At 70.8% G+C, this 16,728-nt stretch carries 17 protein-coding genes; 9 read left to right on the top strand and 8 right to left on the bottom strand.

The features are described from left to right. The first annotated feature begins 17 nt into the window (after positions 1-17). The 5 genes from folP to OG538_RS20420 all read left to right on the top strand — a co-directional run bounded on the left by folP (position 18) and on the right by OG538_RS20420 (position 3,016). Positions 18-815 (top strand): dihydropteroate synthase, encoded by a 798-nt coding sequence (folP, locus tag OG538_RS20440; RefSeq protein ID WP_406100225.1) that lies wholly within the window; start codon positions 18-20, stop codon positions 813-815. Next, positions 812-1,294 carry a nuclear transport factor 2 family protein gene (locus tag OG538_RS20435; RefSeq protein WP_406095603.1) on the top strand — a complete coding sequence of 161 codons (483 nt, stop codon included), beginning with the start codon at positions 812-814 and terminating at the stop codon, positions 1,292-1,294. The genes folP and OG538_RS20435 overlap by 4 nt, the downstream gene beginning before the upstream one ends. A gap of 213 nt (positions 1,295-1,507) precedes the next feature. Further along, positions 1,508-1,867, top strand: a complete 360-nt coding sequence (gene folB / locus OG538_RS20430) for a dihydroneopterin aldolase (RefSeq protein WP_326736961.1) — start codon at positions 1,508-1,510, stop codon at positions 1,865-1,867. Further along, a complete protein-coding gene (gene folK / locus OG538_RS20425) occupies positions 1,864-2,475 on the top strand; it encodes a 2-amino-4-hydroxy-6-hydroxymethyldihydropteridine diphosphokinase (protein ID WP_406095601.1) in 612 nt (203 codons plus the stop codon). Before folB ends, folK begins: the two co-directional genes overlap by 4 nt. A 58-nt stretch (positions 2,476-2,533) precedes the next feature. Then, on the top strand, positions 2,534-3,016 hold the full coding sequence (locus tag OG538_RS20420) for a DUF3180 domain-containing protein (protein ID WP_406095599.1): 483 nt from the start codon (positions 2,534-2,536) through the stop codon (positions 3,014-3,016). 31 nt (positions 3,017-3,047) lie between these two features. On the opposite strand, the gene folE is transcribed toward OG538_RS20420, so the two are convergent. From folE to dacB, 6 genes are all read right to left on the bottom strand, one after another. Beyond that, a complete protein-coding gene (folE, locus tag OG538_RS20415) occupies positions 3,048-3,653 on the bottom strand; it encodes a GTP cyclohydrolase I FolE (protein WP_326660608.1) in 606 nt (201 codons plus the stop codon). A gap of 186 nt (positions 3,654-3,839) precedes the next feature. Then, positions 3,840-5,864, bottom strand: coding sequence for an ATP-dependent zinc metalloprotease FtsH (gene ftsH / locus OG538_RS20410; RefSeq protein WP_406095597.1), 2,025 nt, complete (start codon positions 5,862-5,864; stop codon positions 3,840-3,842). Positions 5,865-6,063: 199 nt separating this feature from the next. After that, the gene (hpt, locus tag OG538_RS20405; protein WP_037777945.1) at positions 6,064-6,603 is read right to left on the bottom strand and encodes a hypoxanthine phosphoribosyltransferase; all 540 of its coding nucleotides are present in this window, start codon (positions 6,601-6,603) and stop codon (positions 6,064-6,066) included. Between the two features lie 98 nt (positions 6,604-6,701). Further along, positions 6,702-7,793, bottom strand: a complete 1,092-nt coding sequence (gene tilS / locus OG538_RS20400) for a tRNA lysidine(34) synthetase TilS (RefSeq protein WP_406095595.1) — start codon at positions 7,791-7,793, stop codon at positions 6,702-6,704. Positions 7,794-7,993: 200 nt separating this feature from the next. Continuing rightward, positions 7,994-9,127, bottom strand: coding sequence for a zinc-dependent metalloprotease (locus OG538_RS20395; RefSeq protein ID WP_406095593.1), 1,134 nt, complete (start codon positions 9,125-9,127; stop codon positions 7,994-7,996). A 49-nt stretch (positions 9,128-9,176) separates the two neighbouring features. Further along, the gene (dacB, locus tag OG538_RS20390) at positions 9,177-10,682 is read right to left on the bottom strand and encodes a D-alanyl-D-alanine carboxypeptidase/D-alanyl-D-alanine-endopeptidase (protein WP_406095591.1); all 1,506 of its coding nucleotides are present in this window, start codon (positions 10,680-10,682) and stop codon (positions 9,177-9,179) included. 86 nt (positions 10,683-10,768) lie between these two features. On the opposite strand from dacB, the gene OG538_RS20385 reads away from it, so the two are divergent. Next, positions 10,769-11,263 (top strand): inorganic diphosphatase, encoded by a 495-nt coding sequence (locus tag OG538_RS20385; RefSeq protein ID WP_123525235.1) that lies wholly within the window; start codon positions 10,769-10,771, stop codon positions 11,261-11,263. A 140-nt stretch (positions 11,264-11,403) separates the two neighbouring features. Then, a complete protein-coding gene (locus tag OG538_RS20380) occupies positions 11,404-13,101 on the top strand; it encodes a threonine/serine exporter ThrE family protein (protein WP_406095589.1) in 1,698 nt (565 codons plus the stop codon). A 77-nt stretch (positions 13,102-13,178) separates the two neighbouring features. On the opposite strand, the gene OG538_RS20375 is transcribed toward OG538_RS20380, so the two are convergent. Then, complete coding sequence (locus OG538_RS20375) at positions 13,179-13,889, bottom strand: DedA family protein (RefSeq protein ID WP_406095587.1); 711 nt, start codon at positions 13,887-13,889, stop codon at positions 13,179-13,181. 148 nt (positions 13,890-14,037) lie between these two features. Here OG538_RS20375 and OG538_RS20370 point away from each other — a divergent pair, with 148 nt between their 5' ends. Then, a complete protein-coding gene (locus tag OG538_RS20370) occupies positions 14,038-14,403 on the top strand; it encodes a YbjQ family protein (RefSeq protein ID WP_406095586.1) in 366 nt (121 codons plus the stop codon). Between the two features lie 52 nt (positions 14,404-14,455). Here the strand turns inward: OG538_RS20370 and OG538_RS20365 are convergent, their stop codons facing one another. Next, positions 14,456-15,214 carry a MerR family transcriptional regulator gene (locus tag OG538_RS20365; RefSeq protein ID WP_406095584.1) on the bottom strand — a complete coding sequence of 253 codons (759 nt, stop codon included), beginning with the start codon at positions 15,212-15,214 and terminating at the stop codon, positions 14,456-14,458. A gap of 136 nt (positions 15,215-15,350) precedes the next feature. Here OG538_RS20365 and OG538_RS20360 point away from each other — a divergent pair, with 136 nt between their 5' ends. Continuing rightward, positions 15,351-16,637 (top strand): ion channel protein, encoded by a 1,287-nt coding sequence (locus OG538_RS20360; protein WP_406095582.1) that lies wholly within the window; start codon positions 15,351-15,353, stop codon positions 16,635-16,637. Positions 16,638-16,728 lie beyond the last annotated feature (91 nt).

The following is a 16,728-nucleotide window of genomic DNA, read 5'->3' as shown; positions in this document are numbered from 1 at the left end:
GGGACCGCTGCGCGGTCATGGGTGTCGTCAACGTGACCCCCGACTCCTTCTCCGACGGGGGCCGCTGGTTCGACACCACGGCGGCCGTCAAGCACGGCCTCGACCTGGTCGGCGAGGGTGCCGACCTGGTCGACGTCGGCGGTGAGTCGACCCGTCCCGGGGCCAGCCGGGTGGACGAGTCCGAGGAGCTGCGGCGCGTGGTCCCGGTGGTCCGCGGCCTGACCTCGGAAGGGGTCACCGTCTCGGTGGACACGATGCGGGCCCGGGTCGCCGAGCAGGCCGTCGCCGCGGGAGCGGTCCTGGTCAACGACGTGAGCGGCGGGCTCGCCGACCCGGACATGGTGCCGGTCGTCGCCGCCGCCTCGGTGCCGTTCGTCGTCATGCACTGGCGCGGCTTCAGCGAGTCCATGAACAGCAGGGCGGTGTACGAGGACGTCGTCGCGGAGGTCGTCGAGGAGCTGCGGATCCGGATGGACGCCGTGGTCACCGGGGGCGTCGCCCCCGAACGGATCGTGATCGACCCGGGCCTCGGCTTCGCCAAGGACGCGGCGCACGACCTGTCGCTCATCGCCCGGCTGGACGCGCTGCACGGCCTCGGCCGCCCGCTGCTGGTCGCCGCCTCCCGCAAACGGTTCCTCGGGCACGTACTGGCCGGTGAGGGCTCCGCCCCACCGCCCGCCCGCGAGCGCGACGCGGCCACCGCCGCGGTCTCCGCGCTCTCCGCCCGGGCCGGTGCCTGGGCCGTCCGGGTCCACGAGGTACGGGCCACCGCCGACGCCGTCCGGGTCGCCCGCGCGGTCGAGGGAGCCGCGTGAACGAGCCGCAGGACGAGCAGCCCTCCGCCGCCGATGACATCGAGGCGGTCGAGCAGGCCAACACCGCCTTCTACGAAGCCCTGGAACACGGCGACCTGGACGAGCTGACCGGGCTCTGGCTGCCCGGGGAGGACCTCACCGTCTCCTGCGTGCACCCCGGCTGGCCGGTGCTCAGCGGACGCGGCGAGGTGTTGCGCAGTTACGCCCTGATCATGGCGAACACCGAGTACATCCAGTTCTTCCTGACCGATGTCGGGGTCTCCATGACGGGCGACACCGCCCTGGTGACCTGCACCGAGAACATCCTCAGCGGCGGTCCCGCCGAGGAAGGCAGCTCCCTGGGCCCGCTCGTCGGCCAACTGGTCGTCGCGACCAACGTGTTCCGCCGCACCCCGGACGGCTGGAAGCTCTGGTCCCACCACGGCTCTCCCGTACTGGCAGAGACCGGTGAGGACGAGGCCGAGGACTCCTCCTCCTGAGCGGGTGCACGGTCGGCAGAACCGCAAAAAGGTGGCCCTGCACGGTTGGGAACGGGCCCATCGGGGTATCAGCGGCTACCAGCCCCGTGCCGCCGTGTCCATAGCCCCCGCGGGGGAGGACTGTCGGTGCTCGCAGGTAGATTCGGAAATGGGTACGCAGCCGCCCGCACGCGGCTCCGTGCCCCTTCGACAACAACAGCAGGAGTGATTCGCGTGGATCGTGTCGCGCTGCGCGGCCTCAAGGCCCGTGGGCACCATGGCGTCTTTCCCCGGGAACGGGAAGAGGGACAGACGTTCATCGTGGACCTGGTGCTCGGCCTCGACACCCGCCCCGCGGCAGCCGCGGACGACCTCACGAAGACCGTGCACTACGGCGTGGTCGCCGAGGAGGTCGTCGCCGTCGTCCAGGGCGAACCGGTCGATCTGATCGAGACGCTCGCCGAGCGCATCGCCCAGCAGTGCCTCAAGCACGAAGGCGTCGAGGAGGTGGAGGTCGTGGTCCACAAGCCGGACGCACCCATCACCGTCCCCTTCGACGACGTCACCGTCACCATCACCCGGAGCCGAGCATGACTGCATTTTCCACCGAGGGGCAGAGCGACCCGACCGTACAGCCGGTTCCCGCATCCGTGGTCGAGCAGGTGGACGCCGCGGACATCACCCTCTCCAACCCCAAACGCGCCGTGATCTCCCTGGGCTCCAACCTGGGCAACCGCCTGGAGACCCTCCAGGGCGCCATCGACGCCCTGGAGGACACCCCCGGTCTCCGGGTCAAGGCCGTCTCCCCGGTGTACGAGACGGAGCCGTGGGGCGTCGACCCCGGCTCCCAGCCCTCGTACTTCAACGCGGTCGTCGTCGTGAAGACGACGCTGCCCCCGTCCTCCCTCCTGGAGCGCGGTCAGGCCATCGAGGAGGCCTTCGACCGGGTCCGCGAGGAGCGCTGGGGGCCGCGCACGATCGACGTGGACATCGTGGCGTACGCCGACCTCGTCTCCGACGACCCGGAGCTCACCCTCCCCCACCCGCGGGCCCGTGAGCGCGCCTTCGTCCTCGCCCCGTGGCACGACGTCGACCCCGAGGCCCAACTGCCCGGCGTCGGCCCGGTCGCCGATCTGCTGGCCGGTGTGGGACGCGGCGGCGTACTGCCCCGGGCCGACCTGGAACTCCGGCTGCCCGAGTAGTCGTTAGGCTCGGAGAAGACAGCGGGACATCCACAGGCGGCGAAGGGCGGCTCACCCGGTGAAGCAACTACGGCTCAGAGTACTGGCCGGCCTCTTCGCCGCCGCCGGGGTGCTGTCCTGGGGCGGCGCCCGCCTCTGGTCCGCCCTCGGCACACTGCCGAGCGTGCCGCTGGCCGCTCCCATCGTGCTCGCGGTGATCGCGGTGGTCCTGCTGGCGACGGCGCTCTCCATCCGCTCCCGGCTGCGCGCCCAGCGCGAGCGCCGGCCGGGCGCCAAGGGCGTCGAGCCCCTGATGGCGGCCCGGGCCGTGGTCTTCGGCCAGGCCAGCGCCCTGGTGGCCGCGCTGGTCTCCGGGATGTACGGCGGCGTCGGCGTCTTCCTGCTCGGCTCCCTCGACAACCCGCCCCGCCGCGACCAGGCCATCTACGCGGGCTTCGCGGTCCTGGCCGGCATCGCGGTGATCGCGGCGGCCCTCTTCCTGGAGCGCGTCTGCAAGCTCCCGGACGACGAGGACGACAACAAGAACGCGGCGGCGGCGTAGGTCACCGCCCGTTCCCGCCCCGGCCGGGGTGTCAGCGCGCCATGATCAGGCTCATGGCCTCGGCACGCGTCGCGGGGTCGCGCAGCTGTCCGCGCACCGCCGAGGTCAGCGTCTTCGCCCCGGGCTTGCGGATGCCGCGCATCGACATGCACATGTGCTCGCACTCCACGACGACGATGACGCCGCGCGGCTCCAGGATCCCCATCAGGGACTCGGCGATCTGTGTAGTGAGCCGCTCCTGCACCTGGGGCCGGCGGGCGTAGACGTCCACCAGCCGGGCCAGCTTCGACAGACCGGTGATCTTGCCGCTGGTCGCCGGGATGTACCCGACGTGCGCCACTCCGCGGAACGGCACCAGGTGGTGTTCACAGGTGCTGAACACTTCGATGTCCTTGACCAGCACCATCTCGTCGTGACCGAGGTCGAACGTGGTCGTCAGGACGTCCTCGGGCTCCTGGTAGAGGCCCGCGAATATCTCCTTGTACGCCCGGGCCACCCGCCCGGGCGTCTCCCGCAGCCCTTCCCGGTCCGGGTCCTCCCCGACGGCGATGAGCAGCTCGCGTACGGCCGCCTCGGCCCGCTTCTCGTCGAACTCGCCGATCGAACCCTGGCCGTCCAGCGTCACCGGGTCGGTCATCTGTGCCTCGTTCCTCAGAGCTGTCACTGCGTGGACATCCGCGCAGGTGTAGGGGCTTTCCGACCCTGGTCCGCCGGACAGGTCCCACGGAAAAGCCGCGCCCCCACAGGCTAAAACCTGGGGGACGCGGCATCCATTCCGGGCCCGGGGAAGCCCCCGTGACAGGGGCCACACCGAGTGCGGTGTCTAGCTCTCGGGACGCTCCTCGGGGATCGACTCGGTGGCCGGAACCGTGTCCGTGACCGAGCCGTTCGCCGTGGTGGCGCCGTTGGTGAGGGCGAGCTCCTTCGGGGAGAGCACCGGCGGCCGGGTGGACGGCGTGCGCCGGGCGGAGCCGGTCCACGCCGGACGGGCCGGACGCTTGACGATCGGCGCGAAGATCTCGGCGATCTCCGCCTTGCCGAGAGTCTCCTTCTCAAGGAGCTGGAGAACCAGGGCGTCCAGAACGTCGCGGTTCTCGACGAGGATCTCCCACGCATCGTTGTGCGCGGTCTCGATGAGCTTCTTGACCTCTTCGTCGACCAGCGCGGCAACCTCTTCCGAGTAGTCGCGCTGGTGGCCCATCTCGCGGCCCACGAAGGGTTCGGTGTTGTCGCCGCCGAACTTGATCGCGCCGAGCCGCTCCGTCATGCCGTACTGCGTGACCATCGCGCGGGCCGTTGCCGTGGCCTTCTCGATGTCGTTCGCAGCGCCGGTCGTCGGGTCGTGGAAGACCAGCTCCTCGGCCGCGCGCCCGCCCAGCATGTAAGCCAGCTGGTCGAGCATCTCATTGCGCGTCGTGGAGTACTTGTCCTCCTCCGGGAGCACCATCGTGTAACCGAGGGCGCGGCCGCGGGAGAGGATCGTGATCTTGTGGACCGGGTCCGACTGAGGTGAGGCCGCCGCGACCAGGGCGTGTCCGCCCTCGTGGTACGCGGTGATCTTCTTCTCCTTCTCGGACATGATCCGGGTCCGCTTCTGCGGACCCGCCACGACGCGGTCGATGGCCTCGTCGAGCATGTTGTTGTCGATCAGCTTCAGATTGCCGCGCGCCGTGAGGAGCGCCGCCTCGTTCAGCACGTTCGACAGGTCGGCACCGGTGAAGCCGGGCGTACGACGGGCGACGGCGCCGAGATCGACGTCCGGTGCGACCGGCTTGCCCTTCTGGTGGACCTTGAGGATCTCCAGACGGCCCAGCATGTCCGGCCGGTCGACCGCGATCTGCCGGTCGAAACGGCCCGGGCGCAACAGCGCCGGGTCGAGGATGTCCGGCCGGTTCGTGGCGGCGATCAGGATGACGCCACCCTTCACGTCGAAGCCGTCCATCTCCACGAGCAGCTGGTTCAGCGTCTGCTCGCGCTCGTCGTGACCGCCGCCCATACCGGCACCGCGGTGCCGGCCGACAGCATCGATCTCGTCGACGAAGACGATCGCCGGGGCGTTCGCCTTGGCCTGCTCGAAGAGGTCACGGACTCGGGAGGCACCGACACCGACGAACATCTCGACGAAGTCGGAACCGGAGATCGAGTAGAACGGGACGCCCGCTTCGCCGGCGACGGCGCGTGCGAGCAGCGTCTTGCCCGTACCCGGAGGCCCGTACAGCAGGACACCCTTGGGGATCTTGGCGCCGACGGCCTGGAACTTCGCCGGCTCCTGGAGGAACTCCTTGATCTCGTGGAGCTCCTCGACCGCCTCGTCCGACCCCGCCACATCGGCGAACGTCGTCTTCGGGGTGTCCTTGGTGATCAGCTTGGCCTTGGACTTGCCGAACTGCATGACCTTGGAGCCGCCACCCTGCATCTGGTTCATCAGAAACAGGAAGACGACCACGATGAGGACGAACGGCAGCAGCGAGAAGAGGATCGAGAGGAACGGGGACTGCTTCGACGGCGAGACGGTGTAACCCTTCTCGATGTCACCGCTCTCGAACTTCTTCTGCAGCGTGTCGGCGAGCTGGACGCCCTGGTCACCGATGTAGCTCGCCTGGAACTTGCGGCCGGACTCGTCCGGGAGTTTCTGGCCGTCCTTCAGCTCAATCTTGATGATGTGATCGTCACCGGTGGTCAGCTTGGCCTGCTCCACCTGGTTCTTACTGATCGCCTGGATCACATCGCCGGTGTCCACCGCCTTGTAGCCGCCGCCTGAGCCGACGACATTCATCACCACGACCACGGCGAGGACGGCCAGCACGATCCACATGACCGGCCCACGGAAGTATCGCTTCACGTCCATCCATACGGAGCGAAGACGCCCCGTCCCTCCTGCCCGTAGGTAAATGCTGCTGCTGTGAGTAAAGACTGTTCTCCGGACGGTACACCGGCATTGTCACCGACGACCGCCGAGGACGTCTGTCAAACCCGCCTTCGAAGGCTCAACGGCGGGAAAACGGTGAGGGTTCCCCGGAGCCGGGGCGGGTTCGTCGGCGTCGCCGTCAGCCGCCGTACACGTGCGGGGCGAGGGTGCCGACGAAGGGGAGGTTGCGGTACTTCTCCGCGTAGTCCAGCCCGTAGCCGACGACGAACTCGTTGGGGATGTCGAAGCCGACCCACTTGCAGTCGAGCGCGACCTTCGCCGCGTCCGGCTTGCGCAGCAGGGTGCAGATCTCCAGCGATGCGGGCTCGCGCGAGCCCAGGTTCGACATCAGCCAGGACAGCGTCAGGCCCGAGTCGATGATGTCCTCGACGATCAGGACGTGCTTGCCCTTGATGTCGGTGTCCAGGTCCTTGAGGATCCGGACGACACCGGAGGACTGGGTGCCCGCGCCGTACGACGAGACGGCCATCCAGTCCATGGTGACGGGGGTGGACAGCGCGCGCGCCAGGTCCGCCATGACCATCACCGCGCCCTTGAGGACTCCGACGAGGAGCAGGTCCTTGCCCGCGTACTCCGCGTCGATCTTCGCGGCCAGCTCGACGAGCTTCGCGTCGATCTCTTCCTTGGTGAGGAGCACCGACTGAAGGTCGGTACCCATGTCCTTCTCGTTCACCCGCGTCTCTTTCTTTGCCTGCCGGTCCGGGATGGTGTCCCGGACCCGCGCGGCCGCTCGCCTGCATGTCAGCCGCTTGTGCGTCAGCTCTGCCGAATCACCAGTCTGCCACCCTGGCGCAGGGCTTCGACGCGGCCGGGGAGGTTGATGGCCTGCTGGCCGCGCCAGCCGGTGATGAGACGGTCGACTTCCTCGATGTGCCGGGCGAAGAGGGAACCGGCCGGTGAGCCCGCCTCTATGGCCGCCCGGCGCAGCACGCGGCGGCGGACCGCGGGCGGCAGCATGTGCAGCTTGGCGCACTCCAGCCGGCCCGCGTCGTCGCGCACATCACGTCCGGCCTCGGCGGCCCAGGTGTCCAGGGCGTCGGCGTCGTCGCGGGAGAGCTGTGCCGTACGGGCCAGCGCCTCGACCACTCCTTTGCCCAGCGCCTTCTCCAGCGCGGGCAGGCCCTCGTGGCGCAGCCGTGAGCGGGTGTAGGCGGGGTCGATGTTGTGCGGGTCGTCCCAGACCGGCAGGGACTGGGCCAGGCAGGCCGTGCGGGCGGTCTGCCGGTCGAGCTGGAGGAACGGGCGGCGGTAGCGGCCGGCCGGTCCGGACGCGGCGGCCATGCCGGACAGGGAGCGGATGCCGGAACCGCGGGCGAGGCCCAGGAGCACCGTCTCCGCCTGGTCGTCGCGGGTGTGGCCGAGCAGGACCGCGGCGGCGCCGTGGCGTTCGGCGGCGGCGTCCAGGGCCGCGTAGCGGGCGTCGCGGGCGGCGGCCTCCGGTCCACCGTCGTGGCCGACGCGCACCGCGACGGCCTCGACCGGGTCGAGGTCCATGGCGGTGAGGCGGCCGACGACCTCGGTGGCCCGGGTGTCGGAGCCGTTCTGGAGGCCGTGGTCGACGGTGATGCCGCCGGCCCGGAGGGGGAGTTTGCGGGCCTCGAAGGCGAGGGCGGAGGCGAGCGCCATGGAATCGGCGCCGCCGGAGCATGCCACCAGCACCAGGGGGGTATCGGTGCGTTCGGGTAGCGCGGGGCGCCGCCTGCCCGCCCCGGCCTCGGCGAGCTCGGGGTGCGGGGCGCGACCGGCGTGCCCGGTGCGTTCGGTCTGTTCGGCGAATTCGGTGAGTACGTCGTGGAGTACGCGGCGGACCGCCAGGCGTATCGCCGCGACCGCAGGATGGGGACCCATGTCCGGTGCCCTTCGTGAAGTTCTGGAGAGGTGCCTCCGAGTGGCGGGACAGCGAAAGTGCCGTCACTCAGAGTGCGTCGATGGTGACAGAGCAAACCCGTTCATCGAGCATTGCACGCCTTCCCATGCCCCTACGGTCCCTCGGATGGGTGATTACCGGCGCGTTGCCCTCGGGTCCCGGGCCTGTGCACGGGCCGTGATCATGACTCTGCCTTACGGTGCACCCGCGCGATCCAGTCCTCCGGCTTGGCGATCTCCGCCTTGGTCGGGAGGGTGTTGGGCGAGGTCCAGACCCGGTTGAAGCCGTCCATGCCGACCTCGTCCACCACGGCGCGCACGAACCGCTCCCCGTCGCGGTACTGCCGCAGCTTGGCGTCGAGTCCCAGGAGCTTGCGCAGCGCCTGGTCCAGACGGCTCGCGCCGCGCGCCCTGCGCTGCTGGAACTTCTCCCGGATCTCGCCGACGGAGGACACCACTTCGGGGCCGACGCCGTCCATCACGTAGTCGGCGTGACCTTCGAGCAGGGACATCACCGCGGTGAGCCGGCCGAGGATCTCCCGCTGGGCGGGTGTCTGGACGATCTCGACGAGGCTGCGGCCGCCGTCCTCGCCCTCCTCGCCCTCGGGCCGGCCGCCGGCCAGCGACTGGGCGGCCTCGCGGAGCCGTTCGAGCACGGTCATCGGGTCGACGTCGGTCTCGTCGAGGAATGACTGGATCTCGCCCTGCAGATGGTCGCGGAGCCAGGGGACCGCGGTGAACTGCGTGCGGTGCGTCTCCTCGTGGAGGGCGACCCAGAGGCGGAAGTCGTGCGGGTCCACCTCCAGCTCCCGCTCGACGTGGACGATGTTCGGGGCGACCAGCAGGAGCCTGCCGCCGCCGTCGGCGGAGGCCGGGAGGTCACGGGTGGCGGGGGCGAACGTCTCGTACTGGCCGAGGACCCGGGAGGCCAGGAACGACAGCAGCATCCCCACCTCCACGCCGGTCACCTTGGAGCCGACCGCGCCGAGCACGGCGCCGCCCGTACCGCCGCCGCGCCGCTCCTCCATCTTCTCCAGGAGGGGGCGGAGCAGTTCCCGGAAGCCCGCGACGTTCGCCCTGATCCAGCCCGCCCGGTCCACGACCAGGACGGGGGTGTCCTCCGGTTCGGTCCCTTCCGGGATCATCCGGGTGAAGGAGCGGACGTGTTCTTCCGCCGACTTGGCATGCCTGCGCAGCTCCGCGACGACCTCGCGGGCCTCTTCGCGGCTGATCTCGGGACCCGGCCGCACTAGCCGGGTCGCGGTCGCGACCGCGAGATTCCAGTCGACCATCCCGGCACCACCGATGCTCGTCATGCGTCAACCGTACGTGCTCGGCCCTTGATGCGGTGAGGTGTTGAGCCGCTCATCGTCTGCCGGCGGCCAGTGCGGTCGCGAGCGCGTCGAGGGCCGACTGCGCCTCGGACGGGGCAGCGGTACCCGACGCGAGGAAGGCGAACGTGAGCAGTCTGCCGTGGGGGTCGACGACCGTGCCGGAGAGCGTGTTGACGCCCGTGAGGGTGCCGGTCTTGGCGCGGATGAGGCCGGTGCCGCCGGCCTTGGTGGTGTAGCGGTCGCTGAGCGTGCCGCTGAAACCGGCGACCGGAAGGCCGGTGAGGACGGGGCGCAGTTCCGGGTGGTCCTGGTCGGCCGCGCGGGCCAGGAGCCCGGCGAGCAGGGCGGCGGTGACCTTGTCCTGACGGTTGAGCCCGCTGCCGTCGGCGACGACCACGCCCTTGAGCGGCAGACCCAGCTTCCTCAGCTGGGCGGTGACGGCACGTCGGCCGCCGCGGAAGTCGGCCGGTTCACCCGTGGCGAGCGCGGTCTGGCGGGCGAGGGCCTCGGCGATGTCGTTGTCGCTGTTGGTCAGCGCGCGCTCGACGAGGGCGGACAGCGGGGCGGACAGGTGCCTGGCTACGGGCCGGGACTTCGCGCCGGCCCGGCCCGGGGCGGCGCCGTCCCCGGTGGCGATCCCGGCCTCGTCCAGCAGTTCGCCGAAGGCGTCGGCCGCGTCGCGGGCCGGGTCGCCGCTGCGCGGAGCGGGTCCACTGGAGGTGTCGTCGAGCCGCCCCTCGTTGATCATCAGGGCGCTCACGGGAGCGATGTTCTCGTTGGGGCCGATCGGGTGGAGTGCGGGTCCGGAGTAGCCGGAGGTGTCGTACCGCAGCCGCACCGAGCGGACGCCCCCGTCCTTGAGGGCGCGGGCGGTGTCCGCGGCCAGGGAACGCAGGGCCGCCCGGTCCAGGGTGGGGTCGCCGCCGCCGGCCAGCGTCACGGTGCGCAGGTCGGCGGAGGCCCGGACGGTCGTGGGGATGCGGTGGTCGGGGCCGAGTGCGGTCAGGGCCGCGACCGTGGTGGCGATCTTGACGGTGGACGCGGGCGTCATGGGGGTGTCGGCCCCCAGCCCGTACAGCCGCTTGCCGGTGGCCGTGTCGATGACGACGGCGCTGCGCCGGGTACCGAGCGCGGGGTTCTTCAGCAGCGGGCCCAGCACGGCCCGCAGTCCGGCCGCTGCTCCGTCCGGGGCGACCGCGGCGTCCGGCGCGGGCTTGTCGGCGCCGGTGCCCAGCGCCGCGAGCACGGCGGGGGCGCTGGGTGCCGGGGCGGGGCCGGAGGGCGCGGCGGGCTGGTGATGTGCGCCACCTGTACCGGCCCGGGCAGCCACCCAGTCCTGCTCGGCCTTACGCTGACCCGAGTCCCAGGGACCGGCGGCGAGGACGGCGCCGGCTGCGAGCGCCAGGCCCAGGGCGGCGGAGACTGCCGTGAACTGCCGGTCGCTCAGTCCGTTGCGCATGCCCAGGCGGTCCGCGAGGGCCGTCCTGTCAACGCGGGAGAACGGATTGATCGACGGCCTTTTCACTGGATCGGCCACCGTTGACCAGCCCCTTTCGCGAGCACACAACTCCGTGGGGGACACTTAACCATCAGTCGTATGTGTTGATCATGGAGGAGCCACCCGTGGAGTTCGACGTCGTTATCGAGATCCCGAAGGGTTCGCGGAACAAGTACGAGGTGGACCACGAGACCGGTCGGATCCGCCTGGACCGTCGACTCTTCACCTCGACCAGCTACCCGGCCGACTACGGCTTCGTCGAGAACACCCTCGGCGAGGACGGCGACCCGCTGGACGCGCTGGTCATCCTGGAGGAGCCGACGTTCCCCGGCTGCCTCATCAAGTGCCGCGCGATCGGCATGTTCCGGATGACCGACGAGGCCGGCGGCGACGACAAGTTGCTGTGCGTGCCGGCCTCCGACCCCCGGGTGGAGCACCTGCGCGACATCCACCACGTGTCGGAGTTCGACCGCCTGGAGATCCAGCACTTCTTCGAGGTCTACAAGGACCTGGAGCCCGGCAAGTCCGTCGAGGGTGCCGACTGGGTCGGCCGGGTCGAGGCCGAGGCCGAGATCGAGAACTCGTACAAGCGCCTTGAGGCGCAGGGCGGCGCGCACTGACGTTCCGCTTGCGATTCTGAACAGCTCTCGGGCGGTACACCTTCACGGGTGTGCCGCCCGTTCGCATGACCGCCCATGGGCATGGCCATACTGGGCAGGAGGGCAGCCGAGGACGCGCAGCCGAGGAAGAGCGAGGTCGAGTGGTGGCGGAACCGGGCGGTCCCGATGACCAGAAGCCCCAGTCCGACGAGGCGCGCAGCGCCTTCTCCCAGCCCGCCGGGGTCGGAAGGTCCGCATCCCCGTCGGACGAGGACCATCCGACATCGGAGTTCTCCCTGCCGTCCGGTCTGACACCCGAGCCGCAGGGGCCGGCTTCCGGGTCGGGCCCGGGTTCCGCTTCCGGTTCGGACACGATCGGATCGGCCTTCGCCCCACCGCGCACCTACGACGCCCGGAACTCTCCGCCCGCCTTCACGCCCGCGCACGGCATCCCGATGATCCGGCTGACCAAGGAAGCCCCTTGGCAGGACCGGATGCGCACGATGCTGAGGATGCCCGTCGCCGACCGTCCGGCGCCGGAACCGGTGCAGCGGCACGACGACGCGGGCCCGGCGGTGCCGCGCGTACTCGACCTGACCCTGCGTATCGGGGAGCTGCTGCTGGCCGGCGGCGAGGGGGCCGAGGACGTCGAGGCGGCGATGTTCGCGGTGACCCGCAGCTACGGGCTCGACCGCTGCGAACCGACCGTCACCTTCACACTGCTGTCGATCTCGCACCAGCCGTCGCTGGTCGACGATCCCGTGACGGCGAGCCGTACCGTACGCCGCCGGGGCACCGACTACACGCGACTGGCCGCGGTCTTCCGGCTCATCGACGACATCACCACCGTGGAGGGCGAGATCTCCCTGGAGGAGGCCTACCGGCGCCTCGCGGAGATCCGGCGGAACCGGCATCCGTACCCCGGATGGGTGCTCACCATGGCCGCCGGCGGGCTGGCGGGCGCGGCATCGGTGCTGGTCGGCGGTGGGCCGGTGGTCTTCCTGATCGCCGCGCTCGGCGCGATGCTCGGTGACCGGCTGGCCTGGCTGTGTGCCGGGCGGGGGCTGCCGGAGTTCTACCAGTTCGTCGTGGCGGCGATGCCGCCCGCCGCGATGGGCGTGGCGCTGACCCTCACCCACTGGTCGGACGTACGGCCGTCGGCGGTGATCACGGGTGGACTGTTCGCGCTGCTGCCGGGGCGGGCGCTGGTCGCGGGCGTGCAGGACGGCCTGACCGGCTACTACATCACCGCGGCGGCGCGCCTGCTGGAGGTCATGTACTTCTTCATCGCCATCGTCACCGGGGTGCTGCTGGCTCTCTACGGGGGGCTTCAGCTGGGCGCCGAGCTGGACCCGGAGGCGCGGTTCATCACCCATGACCGGCCGGTGGTGCAGATCCTGGCGTCGATGGTGCTGACCCTGGCCTTCGCGATCCTGCTCCAGCAGGAGCGGGCCACGGTGCTGGCGGTGACGCTCAACGGCGGAGTGGCCTGGATCATCTACGGGGCGATGGCCCGGACGGGCGGCCTCTCCGCGGTGGCGGCCACCGCCACCGCGGCCGGGCTCGTCGGACTGTTCGGGCAGTTGTTCTCGCGCTACCGCTACACCTCGTCGCTGCCGTTCATCACGGCTGCGATCGGCCCGCTGCTGCCGGGCTCGGCCACGTACTTCGGTCTGCTGGGTGTCGCACAGAACGAGCTGGACCGCGGGCTCGCATCCCTGTCGACCGCGGTGGCGACGGCGCTGGCCATCGCGATCGGGGTGAACCTGGGAAGCGAGATCTCCCGGCTGTTCATGCGGGTGCCGGGCGCGGTCGGCGGAGCGAACCGCCGCGCGGCCAAGCGGACGCGCGGCTTCTGACGGAGGCCGGACGGGTCGGCGACGGTGTCGGCGCCCGGCGGGGCGGCCGCCCCGCCGGGCCGCGCCGGCGACCCGGGTCAGCGCTTGGCGTGGCGGCCGCCGCGGCGGTTCGCGGCCGAGCCGGTGGCCGGGTCCCGGGCCTCGTCCTCGCCCGAGGCGGCTTCCTTCTTCGACTTGCTGCGGGCGCGCAGGAACTCGATGCCGATCGGCACGACCGAGATCAGCACGATCAGGACCAGCATCGCCTCGATGTTCTTGTGCACGAACTCGATCCGGCCCAGCCCCGCCCCGAGGAGCGTCACACCGACGCCCCACAGGACGCCGCCGATGATGTTGAACGTGATGAACGAGCGGTAGTTCATCCGGCTGACGCCGGCGATGATCGGCGTGAACGTCCGCACGATGGGCACGAAGCGGGCCAGGATCAGCGACTTCGGCCCGTACTTCTCGAAGAACTCGTGGGCCTTCTCGACGTTCTCCTGCTTGAAGAGGCGGGAGTCCGGGCGGTTGAAGAGCGATGGCCCGACCTTGCGCCCGAAGAGGTAGCCCACCTGGTCGCCGATGATCGCCGCCAGCGCGACCAGGACGCAGACCAGCCACAGCGGGGTGTCCAGCTTGTCCGTCGTCACCAGGAGACCCGTGGTGAACAGGAGCGAGTCGCCGGGCAGGAAGAACCCGATCAGCAGCCCGGACTCGGCGAAGACGATGACCAGCACACCGATCAGCCCGAACTGCCCGATGAGGTGGTCCGGGTCCAGCCAGCTCGGTCCGAGCGCAAGCGTATTCAAGGGTCCGGGCTCCAGGATGTGGTCGATGGCGGCTGCGTGGCCGCCCAAAGCTATCAACGCCGCAGCCCCCCTCCCGGTTCCACTGGCCCCCGTGGAGATGCACACAGGATGAACCGGGGCAAAACTCGATCCCAGGAGGTGCCACACCATGGGCATTGAGGATTACGGCGGCGGTCAGACGACACAGTCCGATGTGCTCGTCGTCACCACCAATGACGTACCCGGACACCAGGTGACGCAGGTCATCGGCGAGGTCTTCGGCCTGACGGTCAGGTCGCGTCACCTCGGCAGCCAGATCGGTGCCGGACTGAAGTCCATGATCGGCGGCGAGCTGAAGGGGCTGACCAAGACGCTCGTCGAGACCCGCAACCAGGCCATGGAACGGCTGGTCGAGCAGGCGAGGGCGCGCGGCGCCAACGCGGTGCTGATGATGCGCTTCGATGTGAGCGAGGCGGCGGACGTGGGCACGGAGGTCTGCGCGTACGGTACCGCCGCGGTGATCAGCAGGGTCTGAGCGGCGTGACGGGGGTGGGGCGCCGCGCCCCACCCCCGTCAGACCCACCCGGCTACCCCTGGCGCTCCGCGTTGGCGTTGATCGCGTCGCGCAGGTGCTCGGCCAGTCCCGGTCGCATCGACTCGTAGAACGCCTTGAACTGCGGATCGGCGACGTACATCTCGCCGAGGCTCCGGTGGATCTCGGTGGTGCACTCGTAGAACCAGGTCGTGATGTGGAGCCGGTGCTCCTCGGCGAGGTCCATGGCCCGCTCACCGGCGGCCGGCTCGCCGGCCTCCATGAGCGCGTCGTAGCGCTCACCCCAGGAGGCGACCTCGGCCTTCATCCGCTGCCAGTCCTCCTTGGTGTAGCGGGCGGCCCGGCGCTGCGACTCGGCGTAGGTGTCACTGCCGCCCCAGCGGCGCTCGGCCTCCTCCGCGTAATGCTCCGGGTCCTTGTCGCCGAAGACCTCGAACTTCTCCTCGGGCGTGAGGTTGATGCCCATCTTCCGTGCCTCCATTGCTGTCTCGACGGCTGTGGCCATCCGCTGCAGTTCGGCGATCCGGTGCGACAGCAGTGCGTGCTGGCGCCGCAGGTGTTCCTGCGGGTCCGCGCCGGGGTCGTCGAGCAGCGCCGCGATCTCGTCGAGCGGGAAGCCGAGCTCCCGGTAGAACAGGATCTGCTGCAGCCGGTCGAGGTCGGCGTCGCTGTAACGCCGGTGGCCCGCGTGGCTGCGCCCGCCCGGCGAGAGCAGTCCGATGCCGTCGTAGTGGTGCAGGGTGCGCACCGTGACTCCGGCGTATCCGGCGACCTGTCCCACCGAGTGCTCCATGACTCCCCGCTCCTTTCGTGTGGTGGGTGCGGGTCCGAGCCTGGGCCCTGACGTGACGTGAGGTGCAAGTCCGAAACACCGCAGACTCTGTCCGATTCGAGGGTTTATAGGCCTTTTGCATCGCTATGGTGAGCCGATGGCCTCAGATTCCGCCGCCGCTTCGGCCGCCTCCGGCGAACCGGTCCCCGCGCGCCGGCTGCTGCTGCTCATCGTCCCCGCACTGGCCGTCGGCGTGGTCGCGGCCCTCGTCCTGCTCGGCGTCAGCCTCCTCGCGGATCAGGTGCAGGACGTCCTGTGGGAGACACTGCCCGACGCGCTCTCGATCGGCCGCTACTCCTCGCTGTGGATGATCGTGATGCTGACCGCGACGGGCCTGGTGACCGGCCTGACCATCCGCGCGGTACCGGGCCGGGCGGGCCCGGACCCGGCGACCACGGGCCTGGTCGACACGCCGCTGGCGCCCGGGGTGGTGCCGGGTCTGCTCGCGGTGACGGTCCTGTCCCTGGCGGGCGGGGTCAGCCTCGGCCCCGAGAATCCGATCACCGCCGCCAACATCGCCCTGGCCTGCTGGGCCGGCCGCCGGTTCGCGCCGGGCGCCCCGGGTGAGGTGTGGCTCGCGCTCGCCGCCGCGGGCACCGTCGGCGCGCTCTTCGGGACCCCGGTCGCCGCCGCACTGGTCCTCTCCGAGACGCTCGCCTCGCGCCCCGGGCCGGGAGCCCTCTGGGACCGGCTCTTCGGGCCGCTCGCCGCCGGGGCCGCGGGCGCCCTCACCATGACGCTGACCGCCCACCCCAGCTTCGACCTGGCGCTGCCGGACTACACCCACTCCGACTGGGGCGACCTGCTCTCCGCCTGCGTGATCGCCACCGCCGGGGCGGTACTCGGCCTTGCGGCGGTGTACGCCTTCCCGTACGCGCACCGCGCCTTCCGCGCGCTGCGGCACCCCGTCCTGGCCATGACCGCGGGCGGGCTGCTGCTCGGCCTCCTCGGGGCCCTCGGCGGACACCTCACCCTGTTCAAGGGGCTGGCGGAGGTGAAGGTGCTGGCCGCCGATCCGGGCGGCTGGTCGGCCGGCGAGTTCGCGGTCATGGCGGTGGTGAAGACCGCCGCCCTGCTGATCGCGGCGACCTGCGGCTTCCGGGGCGGCCGGATCTTCCCCGCGGTCTTCTGCGGCGTCGCGCTCGGTTTGTGCGCCCACGCCCTGGTCGACGGCGTGCCGGTCGCCCTCGCCGTGACGTGCGCGGCGCTCGGCATGCTGCTGGCCGTCACGCGGCAGGGCTGGCTGAGCCTGTTCACGGCGGCGGTCCTGGCCTCCGACACGGCGCTGCTCCCCCTGCTGTGCGTCGCCACGCTGCCGGCCTGGCTGCTGGTGACCGGGCGGCCCCAGATGCAACTGCACGCGGACGGTACGCCGCTGCGCTGAGGCGTCGGGCGCGCGCCCGACGCGCCGGACACCCCCGCTATCCGTATCGTCTGACATTGTCCGTATCGCCGGATTCATCCCGTCATGCCGG

This window comes from Streptomyces sp. NBC_01013 (genome assembly GCF_045162765.1).
GTDB lineage: Bacteria > Actinomycetota > Actinomycetes > Streptomycetales > Streptomycetaceae > Streptomyces.
The sequence above is the reverse complement of the archived record's forward strand: the minus strand, read 5'-3'. Positions and strand labels throughout refer to the sequence as shown.